This is a genomic window from Streptomyces sp. NPDC020742 (assembly GCF_040641675.1).
Classification (GTDB): Bacteria; Actinomycetota; Actinomycetes; order Streptomycetales; family Streptomycetaceae; genus Streptomyces.
In genome coordinates this window covers 19171-43859 of record NZ_JBFAEA010000037.1, presented here as the reverse complement: position 1 = coordinate 43859, position 24689 = coordinate 19171, and the positions used below count along the sequence as shown (strand labels likewise).

Genomic DNA, 24689 nt, shown 5'->3' with positions numbered 1-24689 from the left:
CCGGATACCGGAGCGCCCGACGGCGGCGGGCACGCGGTCAGCCGCGGGCGTCAGTCCTTGGCCGGCCAGCGGCGGCCCCGGAGTCCGACCCGCTCGTCGGCGGCCACCGAGGCGGCGCCGGCGGTGACCGTCTCGTAGACGGCGAGGATGTCCGCGCCGACCGTGGACCAGTCGAAGCGGCGGACGTGGCGGGTGCCGCGCTCGCGCAGCTCGGCGAGGCGGGCGGGGTCTCCCAGGAGCCGCACCGCGGCGGCGGCCAGGGCGTCGGCGTCCTCGTTGGCGAAGAGCTCCCCGGCCTCGCCCTGGTCCAGGACCTGGGCGAACGCATCGAGGTCGCTGGCCAGTACGGGGGCGCCCGCCGACAGCGCCTCCACCAGGATGATGCCGAAGGACTCGCCGCCCGTATTGGGGGCGACATAGACGTCGACGCTGCGCAGCAGGCGCGCCTTGTCCTCGTCGGTGACCATGCCGAGGAACTCCACCCGGTCGCGGAGCTCGGCGGGCAGCCCGGCCACCGCTTCCTCCTCATCACCACGGCCGGCGACCAGCAGACGGGCGTCCGGCACCTCGGCGAGGATCTTCGGCAGCGCCTTCATCAGGACTGGCAGGCCCTTGCGCGGCTCGTCGATCCGGCCGATGAAGCCCAGGGTGCGCCCCTGCCACTCGGCCTTGGCCTTGGCGCGGGCGAAGAAGTCGACGTCCACGCCGTTGGGGATGACCACCGCATCGCCGCCGAGGTGTTCCACCAGCGTGCGGCGGGCATACTCGCTGACCGCGATCCGGGCGCTGATCTTCTCCAGCGCGGGCTGCAGGATCGGATAGGCGGCGATCATCGCCCGGGAGCGCGGGTTGGAGGTGTGGAAGGTCGCCACGATGGGGCCCTGGGCGGCCCAGCAGGCGAGCAGGCCGAGCGACGGGGAGGCCGGCTCGTGGATGTGGATGACGTCGAACCCGCCGTTCTGCAGCCAGCGGCGGACCCGGGCCGCGGACAGGAAGCCGAAGTTCAGCCGGGCCACCGAGCCGTTGTACGGCACGGGCACGGCGCGGCCGGCGGAGACGACGTACGGGGGCAGCGGGGTCTCGTCGTCGGCCGGGGCCAGCACGGAGACCTCGTGGCCGAGGCGGATGAGGTGCTCGGCCAGGTCGCGGATGTGGAACTGCACCCCGCCGGGGACGTCCCAGGCGTACGGGCAGACGATGCCGATCTTCACGACGTCTCCTCGCGGGGCTCCAGATCGGCCAGCCACAGGCGCTGCAGCATGTGCCAGTCGGCGGGGTGGTCGGCGATGCCGGCGGCGAAGGTGTCGGCGAGGACCTGGGTCATCCGGGCCGCCTGCTCGGTGCGGGTACCGGCCTCGGGCACCTCGATCTCGGGGTGGACCCGGCCGCGCATGACGGAGGTGTCGTCGTACCAGAGGGTGACCGGCAGCAGCATCGCGCCGGTCTGCAGGGCGAGCAACGCGGGACCGGCCGGCATCTTCGTCTCCTCCCCGAAGAACGTGACGGGGATGCCGGAGCTGGAGAGGTCACGGTCGGCGACCAGGCAGACCAGGCCGCCGGCCCGCAGCCGGCGAGAGAGGGTGCCGAAGGCGGCGCCGCCGGTGTGCGGCAGCACCTCCATGCCCAGGGACTCGCGGTGGGCGACGAAGCGGTCGTAGACGGACTCCGGCTTCAGGCGCTCGGCGACCGTGGTGAAGGGGGTGTTGAGCTTGGTGGTGACCCAGACGCCGGCGAGGTCGTAGTTGGCCATGTGCGGCAGGGCCAGGATGACGCCGCGGTCGCTGCGCAGGCCGTCGGTCAGGTGGTGCACGTCCTCGGGGGCGAAGGCGGTCCTTATCCGCTCCTTGCTCCAGTCCGGCAGCCGGAAGGACTCCATCCAGTAGCGCATGTACGAGCGCATCCCGGCCTGCGAGAGCTCTGCCAGATGCTGGGAGGAAGCGTCCGGGAGCACCCGGGCGAGGTTCGCCTCCAGCCGCTTCACGCCCTTGCCGCGCCGCTTCCAGACGGTGTCGGCGATCTTCCGGCCGAGGCGTGCGGCGGCGCCTTCGGGCAGCTTCCGCACGGCGCTCCAGCCCAGGCCGTAGAGCACCCCGGTGAGCTTCTCGGTATCGATCGGACCGGTCCTGCGCTTCATACGCTGTTCCCCCCTTGTGCCATGGCGGCGTCGGCCTCCGCCGACTCCCGGCGCACCGTCACCACGCGCTGGCCGAGCGTGACGGCGCTTCCGACGGCGACGATCCACAGTGCGACCGGCAGCAGGACCTCGACGCCCGGGACCCCGAACGCGTGCAGCCCCGACAGACCGCAGGCCACCAGCGTGATCACCAGCCGCTCGGCGCGCTCCACCAGGCCATTGACGTCCACCGGCAGCCCGATCGCCTCCCCGCGCGCCTTGGTGTACGAGACCACCTGGCCGCTGGCCAGGCAGAAGATCGCCATCGCGCAGAGCAGCAGGCTGTCGCCGCGCCCCGCGTACCACAGGGCCAGCCCGCCGAAGATCGCCGAGTCGGCGACCCGGTCGAGGGTGGAGTCCAGGAAGGCGCCCCAGCGGCTGGAGCGGCCCAGTTGCCGTGCCATGTTGCCGTCGACGAGGTCGGAGAAGACGAACAGGGTGATGACGACCGTGCCCCAGAAGAGCTCGCCCTGCGGGTAGAAGATCAGCGCACCGGCCACCACGCCTCCGGTCCCGACGAGAGTGACCGCGTCCGGGCTGACGCCGATACGGATGAGCAGGGCGGCGAACGGCGTGAGAACACGCGTGAAGAACGCACGCGCGTACTTGTTCAGCATGGCCTTCCCGGAGGTCGATATGGGCCGCGCGGTCAAGGGGCCACCGGCTGGCCCATCGTAGCCACGCGGTCCCGGGCCGCCGCGAAGGCATCGCGGCGCGGGGTGCAGGTGGCAAGCCCGGGGCCGGCAGCGCGGGTGCAGGCGGCAAGCCCGGGGCCGGCAGCGCGGGTGCAGAGGGAGGCGCGGGGCTGCCCCCGCGCGCTTCCCGGCGCGCGGGGCGGGGCCCCGCGCCCGCGGGGAGGGCGTTCCGGTGCGCCACGTATGGACGCGGCATGACCGCGGTGGAAAGCTCGAATCACCGCAAAGTGTCGACCTGGAGGCGAGACACATGAGCGAGAAGACGCGTACACACCCGGGAGCCGCCGGAAGGGCACCAACGGCCGGCCGGCCCACGGCCCTGCGGAATGTGGTGCTGGTCGGCCACAGCGGATCGGGAAAGACCACCCTGGTCGAGGCGCTGGCACTGGCGTCCGGCGCGGTCAACCGGGCCGGACGGGTCGAGGACGGCGGCTGTCTGTCGGACTACGACGAGATCGAGCACCGCCAGCAACGCTCCGTACAGCTCTCCCTGGTCCCGGTGGACTGGGGCGGAGTGAAGATCAATATCCTGGACACCCCCGGATACGCCGATTTCGTCGGGGAACTCAGGGCCGGTCTGCGCGCCGCGGACGCGGCCCTTTTCGTTGTCTCGGCGGCCGACGGCGTGGCCGGCGCGACCCGTATGGTCTGGGACGAGTGCGCCGCCGTCGGTATGCCGCGCGCCCTGGTCGTCACGCACCTGGAGGCGTCCCGCGCCGACTTCGACGAGATGACCGAGCGGTGTCGGAACGCCTTCGGCGGTGAGGACCCGGACGCGGTGCTGCCGCTCTACCTCCCGCTGTACGGCACGCCGGGCGCCGACGGCCACGCCCCCGTGCACGGCCTGATCGGCCTGCTCTCCCAGCGGGTCTTCGACTACTCCTCCGGTGAGCGCACCGAGCGCGAGCCGACCGCCGAGGAGCTGCCGCGGATCGAGGAGGCCCGCAACCGCCTGATCGAGGGGATCATCGCCGAGAGCGAGGACGAGTCCCTGATGGACCGCTACCTCGGCGGCGAGGAGATCGACATCAAGACCCTGATCGGCGATCTGGAGACGGCGGTCGCCCGCGGCACCTTCCACCCGGTGCTGGCCGCCGCCCCGGCCCCCGACGGCGGCAAGCAGGGGCTGGGCACGGTGGAGCTGCTGGAGCTGATCACCGGCGGCTTCCCGACCCCGGCGGAGCGCGAGGCGCCCGCGGTAACCAGTCCGGACGGCGCCCCGCGCCCGGCGCTCGGCTGCGATCCCGACGGCCCGCTGGCGGCCGAGGTGGTCAAGACCTCCTCCGACCCGTACGTGGGACGGATCTCGCTGGTACGGATGTTCTCCGGGACCCTGCGGCCGGACGAGACGGTGCACGTCTCGGGCCACGGCCTGGAGGACCGGGGGCACGAGGACCATGACGTCGACGAGCGGGTCGGCGCGCTGACCGCCCCGTTCGGCAAGCAGCAGCGTCCCCTGCCGCAGGCGGTCGCGGGCGATCTGGCGTGCGTGGCGAAGCTGACCCGCGCCGAGACCGGCGACACCCTCTCCGACAAGGACGCGCCGCTGCTGATGGAGCCCTGGTCGATGCCCGACCCACTGCTGCCGGTCGCGATCCAGGCGCACAGCAAGGCCGACGAGGACAAGCTCTCGCAGGGGCTGGCCCGGCTGGTGGCCGAGGACCCGACGATGCGGCTGGAGCACAACCAGGACACGCACCAGGTGGTCCTGTGGTGCCTGGGCGAGGCCCACGCCGATGTGGCACTGGAGCGGCTGCGCACCCGCTACGGCGTGCAGGTCGACACCGTCGCCCACAAGGTGTCGCTGCGGGAGACCTTCGGCGAGGGCGCCGCGGGCCGCGGGCGGCACGTCAAACAGTCCGGCGGGCACGGCCAGTTCGCGATCTGCGAGATCGAGGTGGAACCGCTGCCGGGCGGCTCCGGCATCGAGTTCGTGGACAAGGTCGTCGGGGGCGCGGTGCCCCGGCAGTTCATCCCGTCCGTGGAGAAGGGCATCCGGAGCCAGGCCGCCCGCGGGGTCGCCGCCGGGCATCCGCTCGTCGACATCCGCGTCACCCTGCTCGACGGCAAGGCGCACTCGGTCGACTCCTCGGACGCCGCGTTCCAGACGGCCGGCGCCCTGGCGCTGCGCGAGGCGGCCGCCGGCGTCCGGATCGACCTCCTCGAACCGGTCTGCGAGGTCAGTGTGATGGTTCCGGACGACTTCGTCGGCCCGGTGATGAGCGATCTCTCCGGGCGCCGTGGGCGGGTGGTGGGCACCGAACAGTCGGGCGCCGGCCGTACGGTCATCCGGGCCGAGGTGCCGGAGATCGAGATCGACCGGTACGCCGTCGATCTGCGCTCCCTTTCGCACGGAAGTGGACGGTTCTCGCGCGTTCCACTTCGGTACGAGCCGATGCCACCCCAACTCGCCGCGAAACTGCGGGAAGAGACGGCGAACGGCGGTTAGCCGACGCTCCGTCAACCCCCGTCCGGCCGCTGTCCGGCTCAACTCCCTTGGGCTGGACGGCGGCTGTACGCTGAGGGACCTGTCGTGGATTCGCCGTTCTGCGGCAGGACGCGAGGTCACGGACGCACACGAGGTGTGCGGTCATGGGAAGCCGGGAAGAGCCGCATCATCCGATGCGAGGGGTGTGGGGGCGATAGTGGCAGACGGCTTTGACTTCAGCCCAGGTGCGCAGGTGCCGCTCTCGGGGAGCGCCGGACAGACCGCCGCGACCCAGGCGCTGGCCTCCGCCGCCTATCGGGACTGCAAGATCTCCAAGATCACCGAGGCGGACTCCGAGACCGGCAAGTCCACGATCAAGAAGCCCAAGCTGTCGCTGTTTCAGCCCAACCTCGGCGAGGCCTTCTCGCGCGCCGTACAGGTGCGGATGCTCGGCGGCGGCCGCGCCGCGCTCATCCAGTCGTTCGGCACCGAACCGCAGACCATCGTCGAGCACTGCCTGTCGGCGACCCGTATCCGCAAGCAGCGGGACGCCAAACTCACCGTGCTGATGGTGCTGTTCGGGCTGCTGTTCCTGCCGGGGGTGCTGCTGTGGCTGGGCGCCTTCCAGCTGCGCAAGATGCTCTCCAAAGACGGCGAGGGCAAGGGACTCTCGCTGCTGGGCGCGGTGCTGCTGACCGTGCTCGCCGGGCTGGCCCTGCTCTTCATGTTCAAGCTGCCGCTGACCGGCTTCTGGCCGATGTACGCCCGCGCCATGCTCGTCGCCCCGGTGATCGGCTGGTGGCTGGCCAAGCAGATCTGCGAGCGGACCGCGGTGGCGATGCGGGAGTCCTGGAAGGGCCTGCTGGAGGGCGGCGGGGTGGCCGCCAAGATCCCCGAGGCGGTACCGCAGGACCCGAACCAGACCGCCGCCGAGACCCTCCGGCAGAATCTCGCCAAAATCTCCGCCGAGCAGAGCAGCAATGTGGTCTTCTACGCCGGCCCCAAGGGGATACTCGGCATGGGCACCCGCTGGGGCAGCTGGCAGCTCGCCGAGGAGCTCACGCCCGCCCGGGAGGGCACCGAGATCAACCCGTTCCGCAGCTGGGACGTGATCCGGGCGATCCACGACCGGCTGCGGCTGCTGGAGCGCAGCCCGCTGCACACCGGCGGCTTCCCCACCCCCTCGGTACGCCACTGGATCGTCTCGCCGGTCGGGGAGAAGGCCGCCGCGGTGACCCGCCCCGAGGGCACCCATGTCGAGGCGTACCAGATCCGCGGGCACGAGATAGAGCGGATCTGCAACGAGCAGCAGTTCGGCAGCGGCAACCGCCACTACCTGGGCGTGCAGTTCGTGCTGTGGGACGGGCAGTTGGTGATCACCCTGATGATCACCGTCACCGTGCTGCACGAGACGCTGCGCATCGAGGTCACCGGCCACGCCCTCGGCCCGGTCAACGGGCTGTTCACCTCCAAGCCCGAGCCGAAGACCAAGGAAGTCGCCAAGGTCGTCAAGTTCTGGGAGACCAGGACCCAGCACCTGCCGCTGATCGAGCCGCAGGAGGTGGTCCGGCTCGCCGCCCGCGCCCCGCTGACCTGGTTCCCGCCGGTGTTGGACTTCCTCGGCGGCAAGCTGACCCTGCCCGAGCCGTTCGGCCTGCGGCACGTGTGGGCGGACAAGCCCTGGCGCCACCGCTTCATGGCCGATGACGCGCTGCGCGCCGCGACGCCGGTGCTGCGCACGGTCCACGCCGCCGCGATGAGCGTCCTCAAGGACAACGGCGTGAACACCGAGCGCTTCACCAACCGCTCGCTGGTGCTCAGCGGCATGATCCAGGGCGCCGAGCCGGGGAAGGCCGACGAGTACAACGCCTAGTTGTGTTGTTCGGAGCGTCCTAGGCGCCCAGGACGGTCGCCCACGTGCCAGGACCGCGCACCTGGGCGTGCAGGCCCCGGCCGCGCGGCCGGGGCCGCCGGCTACCGGAAGATGCCGGTGTGCCCCAGCGAGTACCGGCCGGGCTGGGGGTACACCGCCAGGCCGTGCGGGCCCTGGCCGACCGGGATCTTGGCGAGGGTCTTGCCGGTACGGGTGTCCAGCGCGTAGACCTCCGAGTTGTAGCGGCCGGAGAGCCACAGGACCTTGCCGTCGGTGGACAGTCCGCCCATGTCGGGGCTGCCGCCGCCGCGGATGTGCCACTTGTCGACGAGCTTGCCGGTCTTGAAGTCGAGCAGGGAGATGGAGCCCTCGCCGCGGTTGGAGACGTACATGTACCGCGAGTCGCGGCTGACGTAGAGGCCGTGGGCGCCCTTGCCGGTCGCCATCAGCTTGGGCCGGTCGAACCGGTCGCCGTTCATGACCCAGATGCCGTCCGCCATCATGTCGGCGATGTACCAGGTCCGGCCGTCCGGCGAGATCTTGACGTCCTGTGGCATCGCCCCCTCGAACGGCAGCTTCTCCTGGCCGATGACCTTCATCTTCTCGGTGTCGACCTTCAGCAGCTCACCGGAGAACTCGCAGGAGACGATGAAGTACCGGCCGTCCGGCGAGAAGTCCGCGTGGTTGACCCCGGCACAGTTGACCGGGAGGGTCTTGCGGACCTCCATGGTGTGTGGGTCGCGGAAGACCAGCTGCCGGTCCATCGACGCCATCACCACGGCGTACTTGCCGTTGGGCGTGAAGTAGAGGTTGTACGGGTCGTGGACGTTCACCGGCTTGCCCGCCTTGCCGGTGGCCGGGTCGATCGGGGTGAGGTCGTGCCCCCGGTTGTTGTTGACCCACAGCGTCTTCAGGTCCCAGGAGGGCACCACGTGCTGCGGCTGCACCCCGACCGGGATGGTCTCGATGACCTTGTACGTCTTCGGGTCGATCACGCTGACCGTGTCGGAGCCGGTGTTGGGGACGTAGATCCGCGCCGGGTAGTCCTTGACCTGTGGTGCGAGCCGGCCGGGGCGGTCGGCCGCGTAGAGGTCGTGCGCGTCGAGCAGCGGCGGCATCCCGGGCAGGCCCGGCTTGGCGGCCTGCACCGGTGCGCGCTCGACCGGCCGGGAGCTGCGCGCGGAGGGCTCGGTGCCGCCAGCGCAGCCGGCCGCCGCCAGCGCACCGGCCGCGGTGAGCAGTGCCGCCACCCGGCGGCGCCGGGCCCGCCCCGGGGCGCGTCTCGTGGAATCGGTACGGTTCCGGTCAGCCATCACGTCACCAGCTCCGTTGTCGTCACCGCGCGCAGACCGCGCCGGCGAAGGCCGTCGAGGATCGGGGGCAGCGCGGCCACCGTGCCGGCGTGCCCGAGGTGGAGGCTCACGACCGAGCCCGGCCCGACCGCTTCCAGGACCGTGCGCTGGACGGCCGGGGCTCCGGGGTCGGTCGCGTCGAGGGAGTCCAGGTCGTAGGAGAGGACGTGCGGGTACCCGGCCCGACGGGCCAGCGCGGCCACCTGGTCCGTGGCCCGCCGGGCCTGCGAGGGCCGGAACCAACTGCCGATGGTGCCGGTGAGCCGGCGCAGCCGGTCGGCACAGCCGATGATCTCGGCGTACGCCTCGGCGGCCGGAAGGGCGCAGACATTCCGGTGGTGCAGGGTGTGGTTGCCCAGCTCATGGCCGCCGTCGAGGATCCGGCGGGCCATCGCGGGCTGGTCGTCGAGCCAGCTGCCGACGGCGAGCACGGTGATCCGGGCGCCGGCCCGTTCGGCCTCGCCCAGCAGGGCGGTCGCCAGCCGGGGGTCGCCCGCGCCGTGGAAGGTGAGCGCCACCGCGCGGCGGTTCCGTGGCCCGTGCTCGATCTGTACCGGCAGGCCCGGCGCCCTGGTGGGAGGCCGGGCGACGTGTGCGGGGGCCTGCCGGTCCCGGCCCGCCCCGGCAGGGCTGGGGCCGGCGGCGGTCCGTACGGGGCCGGAGTCCTCGTCCCGGTGCGGGTCGCAGCCCGTCACCAGCGCTCCGGCTGCCGCGGCCGAGGCGGCCGCGCGCAGCACGGAGCGACGATCCAGTGAAGTCACCACCCCATTAGAGAGGCAACTAATCCGAATTAGGGCGATATGCCCTATTCATCCGGTGCGTGTCGCCCCGAACTCCACGCCGGGCGACCGTCGGCGGCCGCTATGCGGGCCAGGCTTCGGCCAGCATCGCCCGGGTGTCGGCCAGGAGCTGGGGCAGCACCTTGGTGTGCCCGACCACCGGCATGAAGTTGGTGTCGCCGCCCCAGCGCGGGACGACGTGCTGGTGGAGGTGGGCCGCGATGCCCGCGCCGGCCACCGTGCCCTGGTTCATCCCGATGTTGAAGCCGTGCGCCCCGGACGCGGTGCGCAGCGCGGTCATCGCCCGCTTGGTGAACTCCGCCAGCTCCAGCGTCTCCGCGGCGGTCAGCTCGGTGTAGTCCGCGACATGCCGGAACGGGACCACCATCAGATGGCCGCCGTTGTACGGGTACAGATTCAGCACCGCATAGACGTACTCACCGCGCGCGAGCACGAGGCCGTCCTCGTCCGACTTCGCGGGGATGGTGCAGAACGGGCAGCCGTCGCCGGCCCCCGGACCGGTCGGCTTGTTCTCGCCCTGGATGTAGGCCATCCGGTGGGGCGTCCACAGGCGCTGGAAGGCGTCCTGGGTGCCTACTCCGATCTGCTGTTCCGGCTCGCTTGTCATACGGGCCAGCATATGGCGTAGCCCCTCGGCAGCGTGTCGTTGGGGCACCGACCACCGGCCCCTCGGCGATGCTGTGGCCGTGGACAGACAAGCGCGGCTGCAGCGGTGGGAGCGGGACCGGGACCCGTACCTGTTCGCCGCCTCCCTGCTCTTCCTGACCTCGTACGCGGTGCGGGTCCTGGACACCGGCCTCTCCCCCGGCTGGTGGCTCTTCTGGACGATCGTCACCTACCTGACCTGGAGCCTGTTCGTCCTGGACTATCTGGCCCGGCTGCTGCTCAGCGACGACCGGCGGCACTTCATCCGCACCCGCTGGCTGGACCTGATCGTCACCGTGCTGCCCCTGCTGCGGCCGCTGCGGATCGTCGACATGCACGACCGGATGCTGCGCCGCAGAGGCCATCCGCGGCTGCCTTTGGAGGCCCGGGTGATGACCTACGCCGGGCTGACCTCGCTGCTCCTGGGCTTCGCGGCCAGCCTGGCGGTCTACCACGACGAGCGCGCCGCGCCCGGCGCCAACATCCGCACCTTCGGCGACGCGGCGTGGTGGGCCGCCTCGACCCTGACCACGACCGGCTACGGCGACGCCACCCCGGTCACCACCCGCGGCCGCTGGATCGCGGTGGGGCTGATGTTCGTCGGAGTGGCCCTGGTCGGCGCGGTGGTGGGCTCGTTCTCGTCCTGGCTGATGCGGAGGTTCCGCCAGGACGGCGAGGCATGAGCAGGCCCCGGGGAGCCGGTCGCTCCCCGGGGCCGCACGCTCGGTGCACCGGCGTCACACCTCGACGCGGCGCTCCACCACATCGAGGAGCTCGGCGATCGCCTCGTCCCGCGGGATGCCGTTCTTCTGCGACCCGTCGCGGTAGCGGAAGGAGACCGCACCGGCCGCCATGTCCTCATCACCCGCGAGGACCATGAACGGAACCTTGGCCTTCTGGGCGTTACGGATCTTCTTCTGCATCCGGTCCGACGAGGCGTCCACCTCGATGCGCAGCCCCTTGGCCTTCGCCTGGGCGGCGAACTCCTCCAGGTACGGGACATGCGCGTCGCCGATCGGGATGCAGGTCGCCTGGACCGGCGCCAGCCACGCTGGGAAGGCGCCCGCGTAGTGCTCCAGCAACACCGCGAAGAACCGCTCGATGGAGCCGAACAGCGCGCGGTGGATCATGACCGGGCGCTGCTTGGTGCCGTCCGCCGCGGTGTACTCCAGCTCGAACCGCTTGGGCTGCTGGAAGTCGACCTGGATGGTCGACATCTGCCAGGTACGGCCGATCGCGTCCTTGGCCTGCACCGAGATCTTGGGGCCGTAGTACGCGGCGCCACCCGGGTCCATCACCAGCTCCAGGCCCTGCTTCTCGGCGGCCTGGCGCAGGGTCTCGGTGGCCTCGGCCCACTCCTCCGGCTCGCCGATGAACTTCTCGGAGTCGTCGCGGGTGGACAGCTCCAGGTAGAAGTCCGACAGGCCGTAGTCGCGCAGCAGGTCCAGCACGAAGGTCAGGAGCGAGTCCAGCTCCTCGGGCATCTGCTCCTTGGTGCAGTAGATGTGGGAGTCGTCCTGGGTGAAGCCCCGCGCACGGGTGAGGCCGTGCACCACGCCGGACTTCTCGTAACGGTAGACCGTACCGAACTCGAAGAGCCGCAGCGGCAGTTCGCGGTAGGAGCGACCGCGCGCCTGGAAGATCAGGTTGTGCATCGGGCAGTTCATCGCCTTGAGGCGGTAGTCCTGCCCCTCGAACTGCACGGGCGGGAACATCGCGTCCGCGTAGCTCGGCAGATGGCCCGAGATCTCGAAGAGCTTCTGCTTGGAGATGTGCGGGGTGTTGACGAACTCGTAGCCCGACTCCTCGTGCCGCTTGCGGGCGTAGTCCTCCATCACCTTGCGGACCACGCCGCCCTTGGGGTGGAAGACGGCCAGGCCCGAGCCGAGGACCTCCGGGATGGAGAACAGGTCCAGCTCGGCGCCGAGCTTGCGGTGGTCGCGCTTCTCGGCCTCGGCGAGGAACTCCAGGTACGCCTTGAGCTCGTCCTTGGTGGGCCAGGCGGTGCCGTAGATCCGCTGCAGCTGCTTGTTCTTCTCGCTGCCGCGCCAGTACGCGGCGGCCGAGCGCATCAGCTTGAACGCGGGGATCACCCGGGTACTGGGCAGGTGCGGACCACGGCACAGGTCCTTCCAGCACAGGTCGCCGGTCTTGGCGTCGACGTTGTCGTAGATGGTCAGCTCGCCGGCACCGACCTCGGCGGACGCGCCCTCGGCGGCCTCCGCGGCGGAGCCCTTCAGCCCGATCAGCTCGAGCTTGTACGGCTCCTGTGCCAGCTCCTCGCGCGCGGCGTCGTCGCTGACCGGCCGGCGCACGAACCGCTGCCCGCGCTTCTGGATCTCCTGCATCTTCTTCTCGATGCGCTTGAGATCGTCCGGGTGGAAGGGGGTCTCGACGTCGAAGTCGTAGTAGAAGCCGTCCTTGATCGGCGGGCCGATGCCGAGCTTGGCCTCCGGGAACAGCTCCTGCACGGCCTGCGCCATCACATGCGCGGTCGAGTGCCGCAGGATGTTCAGACCGTCGTCGGAGGTGATCTCGACGGGCTCGACCACATCGCCGTCGGCGACCTCGTACGCCAGGTCCTTCAGCTCCCCGGCCACCCGCGCGGCCACCACACTGCGCTCGCCCTGGAAGAGGTCGGCGGCCGTAGTGCCCGTGGTCACCACGCGTTCTTCCCGCTCGGAATCGCGTGGAATGGTCACACGGACGTCTGACACCGGTCTCTCCTGACTCATGTCTCTTCGCATCAGCGATTGCTGCGCAGCCGAATCGTACCGATCCCGCCCGCCCGACCGCGAAACGGTTTCCCCCGGCCCCGACTACTCCTCGCCCAGTGGTCCGCCGCACGCCTCCTCGAAGAAGTCGAGATTCTCCTGGAGCGACTTCAGCAGCCGGTCCCGCTCGGCCTCGTCGACCTGTACGGGGGTGACGTCGTGCCCGCCGGTGATCCGGCGGAAGCCGCCCCGGCTCTCCAGCCGCCCGCTGACCCGTATCGGCAGCCCGACCAGGTGGGCGTGCCCGGCGATCCGGTAGTCCTCCTCCCCCAGCGCGACCCGTACCTGTCCCACATCGGCCCCGGAGATCACCCGCAGCCGGACCGCCCCGGGACCCCCAGGCCGCTCCCGGCGCATCCGTACGACCGTGCCGGTCACCCGCACCGGCAGCGACGGCTCGGCACGGACGTAGCGCTGGGCGGCCTGCTGAAGGGCGGGCAGGTCGCCGGGCGAGAACTCGACCGGCTCGGGGCGCAGCGGGCACCCGGCCGGCGCGCCGGCCGCCGGTGACCAGCCGACCGCGATCCGCACGCCTTCCGCGTCCCGCACCAGCGCGAGCAACGCCTGCGCCAATTCGTGGCAGGCCCCCAGCCCGACGGCCGCGTCGAAGGCCTCCATACCGCCGGTGGCCCGTTGGTAGTCGGTGGCGTCGCGGACCGCGTGCAGGGCCCGCTGCAGCCCGGCCACCGCTCCGCGTCCCCCGCTCACCGGGACGAACGCGGTCAGCCGCCGCCCGGCCGTCACCGGGCCGACCAGCACCCGGCCCAGGAACGCCTCGGCCTGCCGGCGGTGCCTGGCGCCGTGGTAACCGGCCCGTCCGTACGTCCCCAGAGCCCCAGCCACCAGCATCGAACGGGCCGCGCCGCGCAGGTGCTCCTGCGCCGCCCAGTGCGCGGCCCCGGAGCCGCCGTCGGGCACCTCGCGCTCCCAGCGCACCTCATCGCTGGGCACCGCCAGCCCCATCAGTACCTCGCGCGCCGAGGGCGCGGCGCTGCGCGCCAGCGCGGCCAGCGCCTCGGCGAGCAGCTCGGGGCTGTCGGGGAAGCGGCGGTCGTGCGGTACGAGCAGGCTGGTCCCGCTCGCCGCGCCGGGCGGGGTCCAGCGGGCGTAGTGGCCGGTGGCCCCGCCGCGGCGGCGCCAGCCGTGCCGGGCGAGCAGCGCGCCGAGCACCGCCGGGTCGGTCCGCGCGGGGTCCGGGAGCCGGGCGTCGGGTTGCTCGGTGGGCCGGTCCATCAGGGTCTCCCTCCCGCCCCGACCCGGGTCATGATCTCGCAGAGCGCCCGGTCGTCGAAGATCCGCGCGGTGGGGATCCGCACGGTGGTCCTGCGCCGGCCGGTCACCGGGTGGCCGGCCAGGTTGATCCAGTAACAGCAGTGCCGCAGTTCGAGCCGGTCGTGGGAGACCCGCAGCCAGTCCTCCTGGGTCCGCGGCACCAGCATCACGACCAGGATCTTGTGCACCGATACGGGCGTCCGGGCCAGCTTCACCAGATGGTCGTTGTCCAACGTGAACGCGAAGGTGGGCCCCGGCGGGCGCGGGGCGGTCTGGTAGGTGCACTTGAGCTGCACCTTGATGGTGACCTCGTCGTCGACGGTGTGTCCGGGCGCGCCATGGCTGACGTGCCAGTCGATTCCGTTGTCCGGGAAGGGCTGTGCCAGGGAGCACCCGGAAGCGGCGGCGACCGCATGGAGGTAGCCCACCTGCAGGGTCTCCATACAGGCCGTCGTGGCGAGTCCGCCGCGCTGCGGAGTGGTCCGCCCCGGCAGCAGCCCGCCCGGTTCGGGCTGCGCGAGCGTCATCGCGGAGCTGCCTTCCGGGCGGTGCGGTGCGGTGCGTTCGGTTCACCCTGGTTGTCTCCGCGTCAAGTGGTCCGCAAACCAGGACGGTTCGACCACCGTGCGGCTCGGGTATCACCAGCTCGGGTGATGCGCGTTGCCATCCCCCCTACGGCCGGGAGGAGTTGGGATGATGCCGTGCTGGTTTGACGGACCGCTTGCCGCCTTCGACACCGAGACGACGGGCATCGACGTGGAGCGGGACCGTATCGTCTCGGCGGCGCTGGTGGTGCAGGAGACCCCGCGCTCGGCGCCCCGCATCACGCGCTGGCTGGTCAATCCCGGCGTGGAGATACCGGAGGCCGCGACGGCGGTGCACGGTCTGACGGCCGACCACCTCGCCCGACACGGCCGCTGGCCGGCGCCGGTGATGGAGGAGATCGCCCGGGCCCTGGCCGCCCAGTCGTTGGCCGGCCGGCCGCTGGTGGTGATGAACGCCCCGTTCGACCTGACGCTGCTGGACCGCGAGTTGAAGCGCCACCGCGCCCGCTCGCTCGACGCCTATCTGGGCACGCACCCGCTGCGCGTCCTGGACCCCCGGGTGCTGGACAAGCACCTGGACCGCTACCGCAAGGGCCGCCGCACGCTCACCGACCTGTGTGCGCACTACGAGGTCGAGCTGACCGACGCGCACGAGGCGGCGGCCGACGCGCTGGCCGCGCTGCTGGTGGTGCGGGCCCTGGGGCACCGCTTCGCCGACCGGTTGGCGGGGCTGCAGCCGGCGGAGCTGCACACCCGCCAGACGATCTGGCACGCGGCCCAGGCGCGAGGGCTGGAGGCGTGGTTCGCCCGGTCCGGCAACCCCGAGGCGGTCGATCCGCACTGGCCGCTGCGTCCGGAACTCCCGGCCGCCGCCTGATGACCGCTCAGGAAATGCGGCGGTCCACCAGGCGGGCGGTCGCATTTCCCGGCGGCCGCTCGGCGGATCCCCCACAACGGATCGCCACACCGCAGAACGGAACACCCGGCATCCCGCAACGCGCGAATTCCAACGAAAAGAACCGGGCCGCCTTTTGGCGGCCCGGTTCTTGATCCCGGTGGGCGATACTGGGTTCGAACCAGTGACCTCTTCGGTGTGAACGAAGCGCTCTCCCACTGAGCTAATCGCCCGGGTGTCGGTGAGGTTTCCCTCGCGAACGACCTGAACAATACAGGTCGCCCGGTGCTTCCATCAAATTCCCGTCATCCGCGGGCCAGCCAGGCGGCGAGACCGCGCCGCCCGGCCCGCATCATCAGCGCGTGATTGGCCCGGAACAGCGGCCGCCCCACGAGCGCGAGGCGCCGCAGCAGCGGGCTACAGACCTCGACGTCCTGCTCGAAGACGGCACGGGTGCCGCCCTCGCCCGGTACGACCGTCCAGCGCGCCCACCCCGCCAGGTCACCCCGCAGGGCTATCTCCAGCACCCCCGCACCCGGGTCCCGCACTCGCTCGGTGGCCACCACCCTCAGGTCGTACGGCAGCAGCGAGCGGAACCGGGCCGCGCCGCTGCGCTCATCGAGCGGGGAGACCTCGCGGACCTGCGGCCACCACCGGGGGTAGGCCTCGGCGCGCTCCAGCACGGCGTAGACCACGGCCGGCGGGGCATTGAGCAGCCAGACGCTGCGGAAGCGGTAGCGGTGCAGTCGGCGTGACCAGGCGGGCATGATCCCAGTGTGCGCCCCGGAGCCCTCACGGCGCCCAACAACTGCGACGGCCCGGAGACTTGATGTCTCCGGGCCGTCGTCCGGGGTGGGCGATACTGGGTTCGAACCAGTGACCTCTTCGGTGTGAACGAAGCGCTCTCCCACTGAGCTAATCGCCCGGGCGCACCGCCAACATTACCCCACGTCGGCGGGCACTTGTGACCATCCCGAGGGCCTCAGAGGATCACTCGGAGACACGCCAGGGCATCACAAAACCGAACTTCCAGACATAGACCGCAAGTGCCGCCGCGATCACGACCAGGCCGATGCTGGTCAGAATGATGTTGCGGCGTCGCACCCGGGGGTCGAGCGCCTTCTGGGCCGCCTCGGTGACCTTGCGCTTGGTCCAGCGCAGCACCAGCTGCGCCCAGACGAACTCGGTCGCCCAGATCGCCATACCGGCGAAGATCACCAGCCAGCCCGGCCCGGGCAGCGGCAGCATGATCACGCCGGCCACGACCACCGCCAGGCCGACGACGAAGACCCCGACCTGCCAGCTCAGGTGCAGCGGCCGGGAGCGCTTGATGAAGTGCGGCGCCCGCGAGCCGAGCGGCTGCTCGGACGGCACGGCCGCCCCCTCGGCAGCCCCGTCGGCTCCGCCTTCGGCTTCCCTCTCGGTGCCCCCCTCGGCGAGTCCCGGCCCCCCGTTACTCAGCGTATTCATGTCATCAAACTTACCGGACGTGACGGGTCCGCGGAATTACCGACGGGGACGATCTCGCAATCCGCCGTAAGAGGTACCTGAAGCCACCCAAAACCGTCAGAGGGGTTTACAACGGCACCGTAGGTGGCATGTCGATTTCGCCGACGTGCGAATCCCCGAGCGCACACTGAGCGAAAGGCCCTGGCGCTTATGAACACCACGGTCAGCTGCGAGCTGCACCTGCGCCTCGTTGTGTCGAGCGAGTCCTCACTGCCTGTACCCGCGGGCCTGCGGTATGACACGGCCGATCCCTATGCCGTGCATGCCACCTTCCATACCGGAGCCGAGGAGACCGTCGAGTGGGTTTTCGCCCGCGACCTCCTCGCCGAGGGCCTGCACCGGCCCACGGGCACCGGAGACGTCCGCGTATGGCCGTCCCGGAGCCACGGACAGGGCGTGGTCTGCATCGCCCTGAGCTCCCCGGAAGGCGAAGCCCTGCTGGAGGCGCCCGCACGGGCCCTCGAATCGTTCCTCAAAAGGACCGACGCCGCCGTACCGCCCGGTACGGAGCACCGGCATTTCGATCTCGACACGGAGCTCTCCCACATCCTCGCGGAGAGCTGAGGCGCAGACCGGTTACCGAAAGCACCCACCCGCTCACACTTGCGACCGTCCGACTCGGGGAGACGGCGCAGGACCGACAAGTTCATACGGCAGACTTCGGCGTCGGCGCCGCGGCCCACCGCGGAGTCGGCGCCGAGGCTTGTTCCAGGCGCTAGAGTCGGCGACCATTCGGCAACGACACCGGGGGCGGTACCGTCCACCCCCGCCCGGCCAGGGAGCGGAACCGTGCTGATCACCCACGACACCCGGTGCGCACTCGAGGCCGTCGTCGATCTGCTGAACACCGCTCCGGAGGGCGATGCTCCCGGCGCACCGGACAGCCTCACCGATCTCGCGACCCTCGACGACTTCGTGCGGCAGCACGACGTCAGCGACGTGGGTGCGCTCCGCCCGAACGATCTGGCGGCCGTCCGGGCGGTCCGGGCGCGGTTCGCCGAGGTCTTCGCCGCCGAGGACGACCGCACCGCGGCCGAGCAGCTCAATGCGCTGGTCGCCTCGGCGGGCACCACACCGCAGCTCACCGACCACGACGGCTACGACTGGCACGTGCATTACTTCGCGCCGGGCGCATCGGTCGCCGACCATCTGGCCGCGGACGGCGGGATGGCGCTGGCCTTCATCGTCGTGGCCGGCGAGCGGGAGCGACTGCGGCACTGCGAGGCGCCGGACTGCCGGCACGCCTTCGTCGACCTCTCCCGCAACCGCTCGCGGCGCTACTGCGACAGCCGGACCTGCGGCAACCGGCTGCATGTCGCGGCCTACCGGGCGCGGCGGCGGGAGGCCGCGGGCTGAGCCCGGCAGCGCACCGCGCGCCGCACACCGGCCTCACAGGATGAAGAGGTCGTGTACGGCACCGAGGAGCAGCAGAAAGCCGATCACGGCGAGGAAGAGCATCAGCGGCGGCTGGGACAGCGCGAACAGGCAACCGCGTGGTTCGGGGGACGGGGCGTCGTCTTGGGCGAGGGCGCACTCATCGTTCATCTCGCGCGCATCATGGCGCAGCTGATCGTCCGAGTACGCCCGATCGGCGCCTCAGCAGCGGTGGTTCATCAGATCCCGTGCTTTTTGAGGATCGCTTCGATGTCCGAGAAGTCATCCTTGGGGGCGTCCGTGGCCTTGGGGGTCTTCCCCTTGGCGGCCGGGCGGCCCGGGCCGAGGGACGGTGCGGAGGCGGCCGGCGCCACCGCGTCCGGCGCGGTGGCCGCTGCGGCCTTCCGCTCCTTGCGGCCGCCGAGCCCGCCCCTGCGGCGCTCCACGCCCCTGGTGATCATGAACAGTACGGCCGAGAGCGCCAGCACACCGAAGCCGGCCCACACCGTGGGCTTGAAGACGATGCTGGTGACCCAGTCGATGACGCCCGTCATCACCAGGCCGATGGGGATGAGGGAGTAGGCGGCGATGCGGGTCGCGGCCAGGAAGCGCTTGCGGTACGCCGTCAGCGCGGCGATGCCCAGGCCCGCCGCCGACACCGCGGCACAGACGGTCGAGGTCAGCATCCGGTCCTCCTGCCGGTGAATGGGCGAGCAGGCGGCGCTCTGCTCCCTTCCATCCTGCCCTGTCCGGCCCGGCGTGAGCCATGTTCCGACGCGCACTCGGGGACATCTCCGGGTCATCTCGGGGTCGTACTCCTTCCCAGGTCCCGGTTCGGGCCGCCGCCCGCGGGCTGGAAGACTGACCCCATGAACGACGCCACCACCTCCACCGCCCGTCCCGACCGCCCCGTTCTGGACGTGTGGTGCGAACTGCAGTGCCCGGACTGCCGCGCCGCCCTGGACGACGTGCGGGCGCTGCGGGAGCGCTACGGCGACCGGCTGGAGATCCGGCTGCGCCACTTCCCGCTGGAGAAGCACAAGCACGCCTACGCCGCCGCGCAGGCCGCCGAGGAGGCCGCGGAGCAGGGACAGGGCTGGCCGTACATCGAGGCGGTGCTGGCGCGCACCGACGAGCTCGGTGCCCGCGGCGAGAAGCTGCTGCTGGAGGTCGCGGCCGGGCTGGGGCTGGACGCCGAAGAGCTGGACACCGCGCTGATCGACGGGCGGCACCTGCTGATCGTCGACGCGGACCAGGCCGAGGGCAAGGCGATCGGGGTGACCGGCACCCCGACCTATGTGATCGACGGGGAGCGGCTGGACGGCGGCAAGAGCCAGGAGGGGCTGCGCGCCCGGATCGAGGAGATCGCCGACCGGCTGCTGGCCGGGCAGGACTGAGGCACTCGACGGGCCGGCGCACCGGCGCCGGCCGGCTCGTCACACGGGCGCCGGCCGGCCCGTCACAGGATCGGCTTCCACAGCAGATGGCCGGTGGGCCGGTAGCCCAGCGCGTCGTAGAGGGCGCGGGCCGGCGCGTTGTCGGCGTAGACGTGGAGGCCGAGGGTGCTGCGGCCGGCGGCCAGCGTCTCGCGCTCGGCGACAAGCATCAGGGTGCGCCCGTGGCCCCGCCCCCGGTGTTCCGCCGCTACCTGTACGTCGACGACATAGCCGCCGGGCTGCCCGGGCATCTGGAGGCTCAGCCAGAGCGAGCCGACGTCCGCCCCACCGTGCTCCAGGACCCGCAGCACCTGCCCGGGGGTCCCCAGGCCGTCCGGCAGCAGCGCGCGGTGGCTCACCGCCGCGGCCTCCTCGGCGCGGGCGCGGGTCATCCCCTGCCCGCGTTGGGTCCGGGTGTACGTGGCGAGCGCGGCGGCCAGCCAGGCCGGGAAGTCCGCCTCGCCGAGCGGCCGGTCGCGGCTGTCCCCGGGCAGGCGGGGCGGCCCGTTCAGCGGCTTGCTCATCGTCCGGCTGCGCTCGGTGTAGCCCAGTGCGGCCGCGAGCCGGAGGGCGGCGGTGGCCTCGGCCGGGACGGTCACCTCGATCTGCCGGCAGCCCCAGCCGCGCAGCACCTCCTCGGCGGCGAGCGCGGCGACCGTGGCGCGGCCCCGGTGCCGGTCCGGCGGATCGATGTCCAGGCCGACGATCCGGCCGGCGGACGGGCCGAACCGGGCGTCCGTGGCGAGGCGGATCCCGCCGACCCGGCGACTGTTGACGCAGACGTCGTACCGGCGGGCGCGGGCGCCGTCGTCCTGCCGTTCTTCCGGTCCCGCGGGGCGCAGCGTTGTGGTCACGAGGACTTTCTACTCGCCCGGGTGCGGGCCCGTCATCACCTCGGGTCGAAGTCGGCGGCGGCGCGCTCGTCGAAGATCCGCATGGCTTCGGCGGTCACCGGGCCCGGCTCGTCGGCCAGTTGGCGGCCGTCGACGACGGTCACCGCCTGGACGTCGCGCAGCGTGGAGGTCAAGAAGACCTCCTCGGCGTGCTCCAGGGCGTCCAGCGGAAGGTCGGTCTCCTTGGCGCCGGCCCAGGTGACGGTGAGCGCGCGGGTGATGCCGGCCAGGCAGCCGGAGTGCAGCGGCGGGGTGTGCAGTTCACCGTCGAGCACGACGAAGACGTTGGATCCGGTGCCCTCGCAGAGCGCGCCGACGGTGTTGGCGAACAGCGCCTCGGAGGCGCCCCGTTCGCGGGCCCGGGCCAGGGCGACCACGTTCTCGCCGTACGAGGTGGTCTTCAGGCCGGCCAGCGCACCGCGTTCGTTGCGGGTCCAGGGGACGGTGACGGCGGCGGTGGTGTCGGGACGCCGCTTGGTCTCCGAGACCGCGATGACCAAGGTGGGCCCGGCGTCGCCGCGGTCCGAGCCGAGCGGGGAGAGGCCGCCGGTGTAGGTGATCCGCAGCCGGCCGAGCGCCATCGGGTTGGCGTCGAGGACGGCCGAGCAGCCGCGCCGTACCTCGTCGAGGTCGGGGGCGGGCAGGCCGAGGCCACGGGCGGAGGTGGCCAGGCGCTCCAGGTGACGGGTGAGCGCGAAGGCGCGCCCGTGGTCGGCCTTGACGGTCTCGAAGACCCCGTCGCCCACGGTCAGCCCGTGGTCGAAGACCGAGACCCGGGCGCTCTCGGCGTCCCGCAGTGCCCCGTCGAGCCAGATCTTCATCGCTCTCCTTCAGTTGCTTCATGCAGTCCCGACGCTACCGCGAGCAACCGGTGCGCCTTCAGTTCGGTCTCGGCCCACTCCCGTTCCGGGTCGGAGTCCCAGATGATCCCGGCGCCGGCACCGAACCGGAGTACCGGTCCGGCGGGCGGGGTGCGGTCGATCCAGAAGGTCCGGATGCCGACGGCGAGCTCACCGGTGCGGCGGTCGGCGTCGACCCAGCCGATGCCCCCGCAGTACGGGCCGCGGGGCGCGGTCTCCAGTTCGCCGATGATCCGCAGGGCGCTGGACTTGGGGGCGCCGGTGACCGAACCGGGCGGGAAGGTGGCGTCCAGCAGGTCCGCCCAGGCGCTCTTCTCGTGGGCGGTGTCCAGTTCGCCACGCACCGTGGAGACGAGGTGGACGAGCCCGGGGTGCTCCTCGACGGCGCACAGCGCCGGGACGCTCACCGTGCCGGTGGCGCAGACCCGGCCGAGGTCGTTGCGGACCAGGTCCACGATCATCACGTTCTCCGCCCGGTCCTTCTCGGAGAGGTCGGCCGCGGTCCGGCCGGTGCCCTTGATGGGCCCCGAGGAGACGGTGCGGCCGTCGCGCCGCAGGTACAGCTCCGGTGAGGCGCTGGCGATCTCGACGCCATGGGCGGGCAGCCGGATGGTGCCGGCGTGCGGGGCGGGGTTGCCGTGGGCCAGCACCGCGGAGAAGGCGTCGACGTCGGTGCGGCCGGGGTCGGGCAGCGGCGCGGTCAGTACCCGGCAGAGGTTCACCTGGTAGACGTCGCCGGCCGCGATGTGTTCACGGACCCGCCGCACGCCTCCCGTATAGGCCTCGCGGTCCAGGGAACTGGTCCAGCTGTCGGGCGCGGGCCCCTGCCAGCCGTCCGGAGCGGGCGCGTCCGCGGCCGTGGCGGGCCGGACGTGGCCGAAGCGGGCACAGACCACCGAGCCCTCGAAACCCGCGGCCACCGCCCACCAGCCCGTGGAGTCCAGGGCCGTGGGATCGGTGGTCACGTCCCGGAGATCGGTGGCTATCAGGCCGCCGAAGCGCGCCATGGGAGCGAAGTCATGCACGTCAGCGAGTCTATGGCGGAGGACCCACTGCCGCCTGTGCCGAGTGAGCAGCGCAGCACGCTGCACAAACGCGTTTTTGTACTGGCCCCGGAATCCGCTAGAGTTCAACACGTCGCCGGGACGCGCCAAGCGCCCCGGAGGCGAGGTAGCTCTCAGACGTAGTCTGGGAGAGACACCTGCGGACGTAGCTCAGTTGGTAGAGCACCACCTTGCCAAGGTGGATGTCGCGAGTTCGAGTCTCGTCGTCCGCTCGATGTGGGGGATCTTCCCGAACCCCCTCACTCCTGGTGGAGTGGCCGAGAGGCGAGGCAACGGCCTGCAAAGCCGTCTACACGGGTTCAAATCCCGTCTCCACCTCCAAGGACGATTAGCTCAGCGGGAGAGCGCTTCCCTGACACGGAAGAGGTCACTGGTTCAATCCCAGTATCGTCCACTGGTCCGGCTCCGCCGGGCCCCCGCGCGATTAGCTCAGCGGGAGAGCGCTTCCCTGACACGGAAGAGGTCACTGGTTCAATCCCAGTATCGCGCACGCAGCTGCGGATCCTCGTGATCCGCGGTCCCGAGGACGATTAGCTCAGCGGGAGAGCGCTTCCCTGACACGGAAGAGGTCACTGGTTCAATCCCAGTATCGTCCACACCGAAGGCCGAGGGCCGGAGCGATATCGCTCCGGCCCTCGTGCGTTGTGCGGCGCTCGGGCGCTCTCCGGGAATCCGCCTCCGGCGCTCCGCGCAACGGTTCAGGACGAGAAGAGCATGTGGCCGAAGCCACGGTGGTGGCCGTGGTGCCCATGGTGACCGTGGTGGCCGTGGTGCGGAGCGCCCCAGGCAGGGGCGGCGGGGTAGCCCTGGGGGGCGGGCGGCGGCGGAGCCTGCTGCAGCCACTGCGACTCAAGACGGGTCAGCGCCTCCAGCTCCCCGTAGTCCAGGAAGATCCCCCGGCAGCCCGAGCACTGCTCGATCTGCACGCCATTGCGCTGGTATGTGTGCATCGGTGCATGGCACTTGGGGCACTGCATCGTCGCTCAACTCCTGTCACGTTCGCTGCCGCTCACCGCGGCACCGCCGGAACGGACTCCCGGCGGCGAGGTGTTCACCCTACGACGGGATCGGCCGGGCCCAACTGCGCCGGCAGGGAAGCCATCCGCGCGCAGGCCTCCACGACCGCGGTTCCCGCCTCGTCCAGGGGGCGAACTCCGGCGGCGGCCTTGGCGACGGCGAGTGCGGCAGTCTGCACGGTCAGGGCGCGGGCGGGCACCTCCAGCTCGGCCCAGGGGTCGCCGTCCGGGCGCAGGGCGCGGCCACCGGCGGCCCGGTAAGCGGCCAGGAAGCGCGTCCAGATCTCCGGGGCAAGCAGGCCGGCGGCGAACCAGGCGGCGGGGCGGGCCAGGTCCCAGGCGCCGTCGCCGAGCCCCAGGTCGTCGATGTCGATCAGCAACCAGGGGCCGTCGGCCGCCGGATGGCGCACGAGCTGGCCCAGGTGCAGATCGCCGTGGCAGAGGGTGCCGCCCCGCGGGGGCGGGGCGGCGGCGCGGGCCCATGCGGGCAGCCGGGACCAGGCGCGCTCGATGACGGCGGCGGCAGCGGACAGCCCTCCCGGGACGGAGGCGGCGCCGTCAGCCGCCCCGGCGCCGGACGCCGCCCCGCGCATCCGGTCCAGGGCGCGGGCGGCCTTGGCGGGGCCGCGCATCGGTGGGACGGGGCCGGGCAGGCGCCGCACCTCGACGCCGTGCAGCCGGGCCAGCAGACGGGCGGCGTCCTCCCAGGGCGCGGCATCCGGGTCGTCGGGCCGCACCGGGCTGCCGTACGGCCAGCGGGTGAGCGGGCGGCCGTCGTCGGCGAGGGCGAGGAAGCCGCCGGGACCGGTGACCGGGAGCGGGGGCAGCAGGATGCCGTGCAGCAGGGGGTGTGCGGCGATCCGCAGCCGGGCGGCCAGGTCCTGCGGATCGGCGTCCGGGGCGTGGGCCTTGGCGACCGTGGGGCCGCTGCGGACGACGGTGCCGTCGGGGCGGTCGGCGAGCACGGCGGGTGCCGGGGCGCTTTCCGGGGCGTCCGCCGTGGCCAGCGCGGCGAGGGCGGCCAGCGGGCCGGACGGCGGCGTGGTCATCGGTCCTCCCCCGGGTGCGGCGCGGGGCTGCGCACG

General features: G+C 71.9%; 25 protein-coding genes and 7 tRNA genes. 12 read left to right on the top strand and 20 right to left on the bottom strand.

All coding sequences use genetic code 11. The features are described 5' to 3' along the window. Positions 1 to 50: 50 nt before the first annotated feature. The 3 genes from AB0G84_RS34305 to pgsA are packed head-to-tail and all read right to left on the bottom strand — an operon-like array spanning position 51 to position 2790. Positions 51 to 1211 carry a glycosyltransferase family 4 protein gene (locus AB0G84_RS34305; RefSeq protein ID WP_361329926.1) on the bottom strand — a complete coding sequence of 387 codons (1161 nt, stop codon included), beginning with the start codon at positions 1209 to 1211 and terminating at the stop codon, positions 51 to 53. Beyond that, entirely contained in the window at positions 1208 to 2134 is a 927-nt protein-coding gene (locus tag AB0G84_RS34300; RefSeq protein WP_361329923.1) for a phosphatidylinositol mannoside acyltransferase, read from the bottom strand. The genes AB0G84_RS34305 and AB0G84_RS34300 overlap by 4 nt, the downstream gene beginning before the upstream one ends. Continuing rightward, entirely contained in the window at positions 2131 to 2790 is a 660-nt protein-coding gene (gene pgsA, locus AB0G84_RS34295; protein WP_361329920.1) for a phosphatidylinositol phosphate synthase, read from the bottom strand. Before pgsA ends, AB0G84_RS34300 begins: the two co-directional genes overlap by 4 nt. A 328-nt stretch (positions 2791 to 3118) precedes the next feature. Between pgsA and AB0G84_RS34290 the strand changes: the two genes are divergently transcribed. Both AB0G84_RS34290 and AB0G84_RS34285 read left to right on the top strand, forming a co-directional pair. Further along, positions 3119 to 5317 (top strand): elongation factor G-like protein EF-G2, encoded by a 2199-nt coding sequence (locus AB0G84_RS34290; RefSeq protein WP_361329917.1) that lies wholly within the window; start codon positions 3119 to 3121, stop codon positions 5315 to 5317. 196 nt (positions 5318 to 5513) lie between these two features. Then, on the top strand, positions 5514 to 7169 hold the full coding sequence (locus tag AB0G84_RS34285; RefSeq protein WP_361329914.1) for a hypothetical protein: 1656 nt from the start codon (positions 5514 to 5516) through the stop codon (positions 7167 to 7169). Between the two features lie 101 nt (positions 7170 to 7270). Here the strand turns inward: AB0G84_RS34285 and AB0G84_RS34280 are convergent, their stop codons facing one another. From AB0G84_RS34280 to AB0G84_RS34270, 3 genes are all read right to left on the bottom strand, one after another. Continuing rightward, the gene (locus tag AB0G84_RS34280; RefSeq protein WP_361329911.1) at positions 7271 to 8482 is read right to left on the bottom strand and encodes a hypothetical protein; all 1212 of its coding nucleotides are present in this window, start codon (positions 8480 to 8482) and stop codon (positions 7271 to 7273) included. Next, positions 8482 to 9282, bottom strand: a complete 801-nt coding sequence (locus tag AB0G84_RS34275) for a polysaccharide deacetylase family protein (protein WP_361329908.1) — start codon at positions 9280 to 9282, stop codon at positions 8482 to 8484. The genes AB0G84_RS34280 and AB0G84_RS34275 overlap by 1 nt, the downstream gene beginning before the upstream one ends. 100 nt (positions 9283 to 9382) lie before the next feature. Further along, entirely contained in the window at positions 9383 to 9940 is a 558-nt protein-coding gene (locus tag AB0G84_RS34270) for an HIT domain-containing protein (protein ID WP_361329905.1), read from the bottom strand. 61 nt (positions 9941 to 10001) lie between these two features. Here AB0G84_RS34270 and AB0G84_RS34265 point away from each other — a divergent pair, with 61 nt between their 5' ends. Continuing rightward, a complete protein-coding gene (locus AB0G84_RS34265; RefSeq protein ID WP_361329902.1) occupies positions 10002 to 10649 on the top strand; it encodes an ion channel in 648 nt (215 codons plus the stop codon). Positions 10650 to 10703: 54 nt separating this feature from the next. Here the strand turns inward: AB0G84_RS34265 and thrS are convergent, their stop codons facing one another. From thrS to AB0G84_RS34250, 3 genes are all read right to left on the bottom strand, one after another. Further along, positions 10704 to 12683, bottom strand: a complete 1980-nt coding sequence (gene thrS, locus AB0G84_RS34260) for a threonine--tRNA ligase (RefSeq protein ID WP_361329899.1) — start codon at positions 12681 to 12683, stop codon at positions 10704 to 10706. A 102-nt stretch (positions 12684 to 12785) separates the two neighbouring features. Continuing rightward, positions 12786 to 13973, bottom strand: coding sequence for a hypothetical protein (locus tag AB0G84_RS34255; RefSeq protein ID WP_361329896.1), 1188 nt, complete (start codon positions 13971 to 13973; stop codon positions 12786 to 12788). Continuing rightward, positions 13973 to 14539 carry a DUF4365 domain-containing protein gene (locus AB0G84_RS34250; RefSeq protein ID WP_361329893.1) on the bottom strand — a complete coding sequence of 189 codons (567 nt, stop codon included), beginning with the start codon at positions 14537 to 14539 and terminating at the stop codon, positions 13973 to 13975. Before AB0G84_RS34250 ends, AB0G84_RS34255 begins: the two co-directional genes overlap by 1 nt. 169 nt (positions 14540 to 14708) lie before the next feature. Here AB0G84_RS34250 and AB0G84_RS34245 point away from each other — a divergent pair, with 169 nt between their 5' ends. After that, positions 14709 to 15434 (top strand): 3'-5' exonuclease, encoded by a 726-nt coding sequence (locus tag AB0G84_RS34245; protein ID WP_361329890.1) that lies wholly within the window; start codon positions 14709 to 14711, stop codon positions 15432 to 15434. Positions 15435 to 15613: 179 nt separating this feature from the next. On the opposite strand, the gene AB0G84_RS34240 is transcribed toward AB0G84_RS34245, so the two are convergent. The 4 genes from AB0G84_RS34240 to AB0G84_RS34225 form a co-directional block, all read right to left on the bottom strand. Then, positions 15614 to 15685 (bottom strand) — tRNA-Val (locus AB0G84_RS34240). A 72-nt stretch (positions 15686 to 15757) separates the two neighbouring features. Beyond that, positions 15758 to 16219, bottom strand: coding sequence for an SRPBCC family protein (locus AB0G84_RS34235; RefSeq protein WP_361329887.1), 462 nt, complete (start codon positions 16217 to 16219; stop codon positions 15758 to 15760). Positions 16220 to 16305: 86 nt separating this feature from the next. Beyond that, a tRNA-Val gene (locus AB0G84_RS34230) sits at positions 16306 to 16377 on the bottom strand. A 65-nt stretch (positions 16378 to 16442) separates the two neighbouring features. Continuing rightward, complete coding sequence (locus AB0G84_RS34225) at positions 16443 to 16922, bottom strand: TIGR02611 family protein (RefSeq protein ID WP_361329884.1); 480 nt, start codon at positions 16920 to 16922, stop codon at positions 16443 to 16445. 189 nt (positions 16923 to 17111) lie between these two features. Here AB0G84_RS34225 and AB0G84_RS34220 point away from each other — a divergent pair, with 189 nt between their 5' ends. Together AB0G84_RS34220 and AB0G84_RS34215 are read left to right on the top strand one after the other, a co-directional pair. Then, positions 17112 to 17525, top strand: coding sequence for an SsgA family sporulation/cell division regulator (locus tag AB0G84_RS34220; RefSeq protein WP_003959770.1), 414 nt, complete (start codon positions 17112 to 17114; stop codon positions 17523 to 17525). A gap of 225 nt (positions 17526 to 17750) precedes the next feature. Continuing rightward, positions 17751 to 18317 (top strand): CGNR zinc finger domain-containing protein, encoded by a 567-nt coding sequence (locus AB0G84_RS34215; RefSeq protein WP_361329881.1) that lies wholly within the window; start codon positions 17751 to 17753, stop codon positions 18315 to 18317. A gap of 33 nt (positions 18318 to 18350) precedes the next feature. Here AB0G84_RS34215 and AB0G84_RS34210 read toward each other — a convergent pair whose 3' ends face one another. Together AB0G84_RS34210 and AB0G84_RS34205 are read right to left on the bottom strand one after the other, a co-directional pair. Continuing rightward, positions 18351 to 18506 (bottom strand): hypothetical protein, encoded by a 156-nt coding sequence (locus AB0G84_RS34210; protein ID WP_238571798.1) that lies wholly within the window; start codon positions 18504 to 18506, stop codon positions 18351 to 18353. A gap of 68 nt (positions 18507 to 18574) precedes the next feature. Then, on the bottom strand, positions 18575 to 19021 hold the full coding sequence (locus AB0G84_RS34205; protein ID WP_361329877.1) for a hypothetical protein: 447 nt from the start codon (positions 19019 to 19021) through the stop codon (positions 18575 to 18577). Between the two features lie 183 nt (positions 19022 to 19204). On the opposite strand from AB0G84_RS34205, the gene AB0G84_RS34200 reads away from it, so the two are divergent. Then, positions 19205 to 19732 (top strand): DsbA family protein, encoded by a 528-nt coding sequence (locus AB0G84_RS34200; protein ID WP_361329874.1) that lies wholly within the window; start codon positions 19205 to 19207, stop codon positions 19730 to 19732. 62 nt (positions 19733 to 19794) lie between these two features. On the opposite strand, the gene AB0G84_RS34195 is transcribed toward AB0G84_RS34200, so the two are convergent. From AB0G84_RS34195 to AB0G84_RS34185, 3 genes are read right to left on the bottom strand one after another with little or no spacing between them, the layout of a single operon-like run. Continuing rightward, positions 19795 to 20625 carry a GNAT family N-acetyltransferase gene (locus tag AB0G84_RS34195; protein ID WP_361329871.1) on the bottom strand — a complete coding sequence of 277 codons (831 nt, stop codon included), beginning with the start codon at positions 20623 to 20625 and terminating at the stop codon, positions 19795 to 19797. Positions 20626 to 20660: 35 nt separating this feature from the next. Beyond that, positions 20661 to 21485 carry an aminodeoxychorismate lyase gene (locus tag AB0G84_RS34190; protein ID WP_361329868.1) on the bottom strand — a complete coding sequence of 275 codons (825 nt, stop codon included), beginning with the start codon at positions 21483 to 21485 and terminating at the stop codon, positions 20661 to 20663. Then, positions 21482 to 22531: a chorismate-binding protein gene (locus AB0G84_RS34185; protein ID WP_361329961.1), complete on the bottom strand. Its 1050-nt coding sequence runs from the start codon at positions 22529 to 22531 to the stop codon at positions 21482 to 21484. The genes AB0G84_RS34190 and AB0G84_RS34185 overlap by 4 nt, the downstream gene beginning before the upstream one ends. A gap of 196 nt (positions 22532 to 22727) precedes the next feature. Here AB0G84_RS34185 and AB0G84_RS34180 point away from each other — a divergent pair. The 5 genes from AB0G84_RS34180 (at position 22728) to AB0G84_RS34160 (ending at position 23184) form a co-directional block, all read left to right on the top strand. Then, positions 22728 to 22800: transfer RNA gene (locus tag AB0G84_RS34180), tRNA-Gly, on the top strand. A 35-nt stretch (positions 22801 to 22835) separates the two neighbouring features. Further along, positions 22836 to 22909 (top strand) — tRNA-Cys (locus AB0G84_RS34175). A 1-nt stretch (position 22910) separates the two neighbouring features. Next, positions 22911 to 22982, top strand: a tRNA-Val gene (locus AB0G84_RS34170). A 24-nt stretch (positions 22983 to 23006) separates the two neighbouring features. Next, a tRNA-Val gene (locus tag AB0G84_RS34165) sits at positions 23007 to 23078 on the top strand. A gap of 34 nt (positions 23079 to 23112) precedes the next feature. Further along, positions 23113 to 23184: transfer RNA gene (locus tag AB0G84_RS34160), tRNA-Val, on the top strand. 102 nt (positions 23185 to 23286) lie between these two features. On the opposite strand, the gene AB0G84_RS34155 is transcribed toward AB0G84_RS34160, so the two are convergent. Continuing rightward, the gene (locus AB0G84_RS34155) at positions 23287 to 23565 is read right to left on the bottom strand and encodes a zf-TFIIB domain-containing protein (RefSeq protein WP_361329865.1); all 279 of its coding nucleotides are present in this window, start codon (positions 23563 to 23565) and stop codon (positions 23287 to 23289) included. Between the two features lie 74 nt (positions 23566 to 23639). Then, on the bottom strand, positions 23640 to 24653 hold the full coding sequence (locus AB0G84_RS34150; protein WP_361329862.1) for a phosphotransferase: 1014 nt from the start codon (positions 24651 to 24653) through the stop codon (positions 23640 to 23642). Positions 24654 to 24689: the final 36 nt, after the last annotated feature.

Bases quoted from the DNA above. Each gene is read 5' to 3' on its own strand.
- AB0G84_RS34270 (WP_361329905.1), bottom strand. From the start codon at position 9,940: ATGCTGGCCCGTATGACAAGCGAGCCGGAACAGCAGATCGGAGTAGGC.
- AB0G84_RS34245 (WP_361329890.1), top strand. From the start codon at position 14,709: ATGCCGTGCTGGTTTGACGGACCGCTTGCCGCCTTCGACACCGAGACG.
- AB0G84_RS34185 (WP_361329961.1), bottom strand. From the start codon at position 22,531: ATGGCGCGCTTCGGCGGCCTGATAGCCACCGATCTCCGGGACGTGACC.
- AB0G84_RS34280 (WP_361329911.1), bottom strand. From the start codon at position 8,482: ATGGCTGACCGGAACCGTACCGATTCCACGAGACGCGCCCCGGGGCGG.
- AB0G84_RS34250 (WP_361329893.1), bottom strand. From the start codon at position 14,539: ATGACGCTCGCGCAGCCCGAACCGGGCGGGCTGCTGCCGGGGCGGACC.
- AB0G84_RS34255 (WP_361329896.1), bottom strand. From the start codon at position 13,973: ATGGACCGGCCCACCGAGCAACCCGACGCCCGGCTCCCGGACCCCGCG.
- AB0G84_RS34290 (WP_361329917.1), top strand. From the start codon at position 3,119: ATGAGCGAGAAGACGCGTACACACCCGGGAGCCGCCGGAAGGGCACCA.
- AB0G84_RS34220 (WP_003959770.1), top strand. From the start codon at position 17,112: ATGAACACCACGGTCAGCTGCGAGCTGCACCTGCGCCTCGTTGTGTCG.
- pgsA (WP_361329920.1), bottom strand. From the start codon at position 2,790: ATGCTGAACAAGTACGCGCGTGCGTTCTTCACGCGTGTTCTCACGCCG.
- AB0G84_RS34150 (WP_361329862.1), bottom strand. From the start codon at position 24,653: ATGACCACGCCGCCGTCCGGCCCGCTGGCCGCCCTCGCCGCGCTGGCC.
- AB0G84_RS34300 (WP_361329923.1), bottom strand. From the start codon at position 2,134: ATGAAGCGCAGGACCGGTCCGATCGATACCGAGAAGCTCACCGGGGTG.
- AB0G84_RS34200 (WP_361329874.1), top strand. From the start codon at position 19,205: ATGAACGACGCCACCACCTCCACCGCCCGTCCCGACCGCCCCGTTCTG.
- AB0G84_RS34235 (WP_361329887.1), bottom strand. From the start codon at position 16,219: ATGCCCGCCTGGTCACGCCGACTGCACCGCTACCGCTTCCGCAGCGTC.
- AB0G84_RS34225 (WP_361329884.1), bottom strand. From the start codon at position 16,922: ATGAATACGCTGAGTAACGGGGGGCCGGGACTCGCCGAGGGGGGCACC.
- AB0G84_RS34155 (WP_361329865.1), bottom strand. From the start codon at position 23,565: ATGCAGTGCCCCAAGTGCCATGCACCGATGCACACATACCAGCGCAAT.
- AB0G84_RS34190 (WP_361329868.1), bottom strand. From the start codon at position 21,485: ATGAAGATCTGGCTCGACGGGGCACTGCGGGACGCCGAGAGCGCCCGG.
- AB0G84_RS34210 (WP_238571798.1), bottom strand. From the start codon at position 18,506: ATGAACGATGAGTGCGCCCTCGCCCAAGACGACGCCCCGTCCCCCGAA.
- AB0G84_RS34205 (WP_361329877.1), bottom strand. From the start codon at position 19,021: ATGCTGACCTCGACCGTCTGTGCCGCGGTGTCGGCGGCGGGCCTGGGC.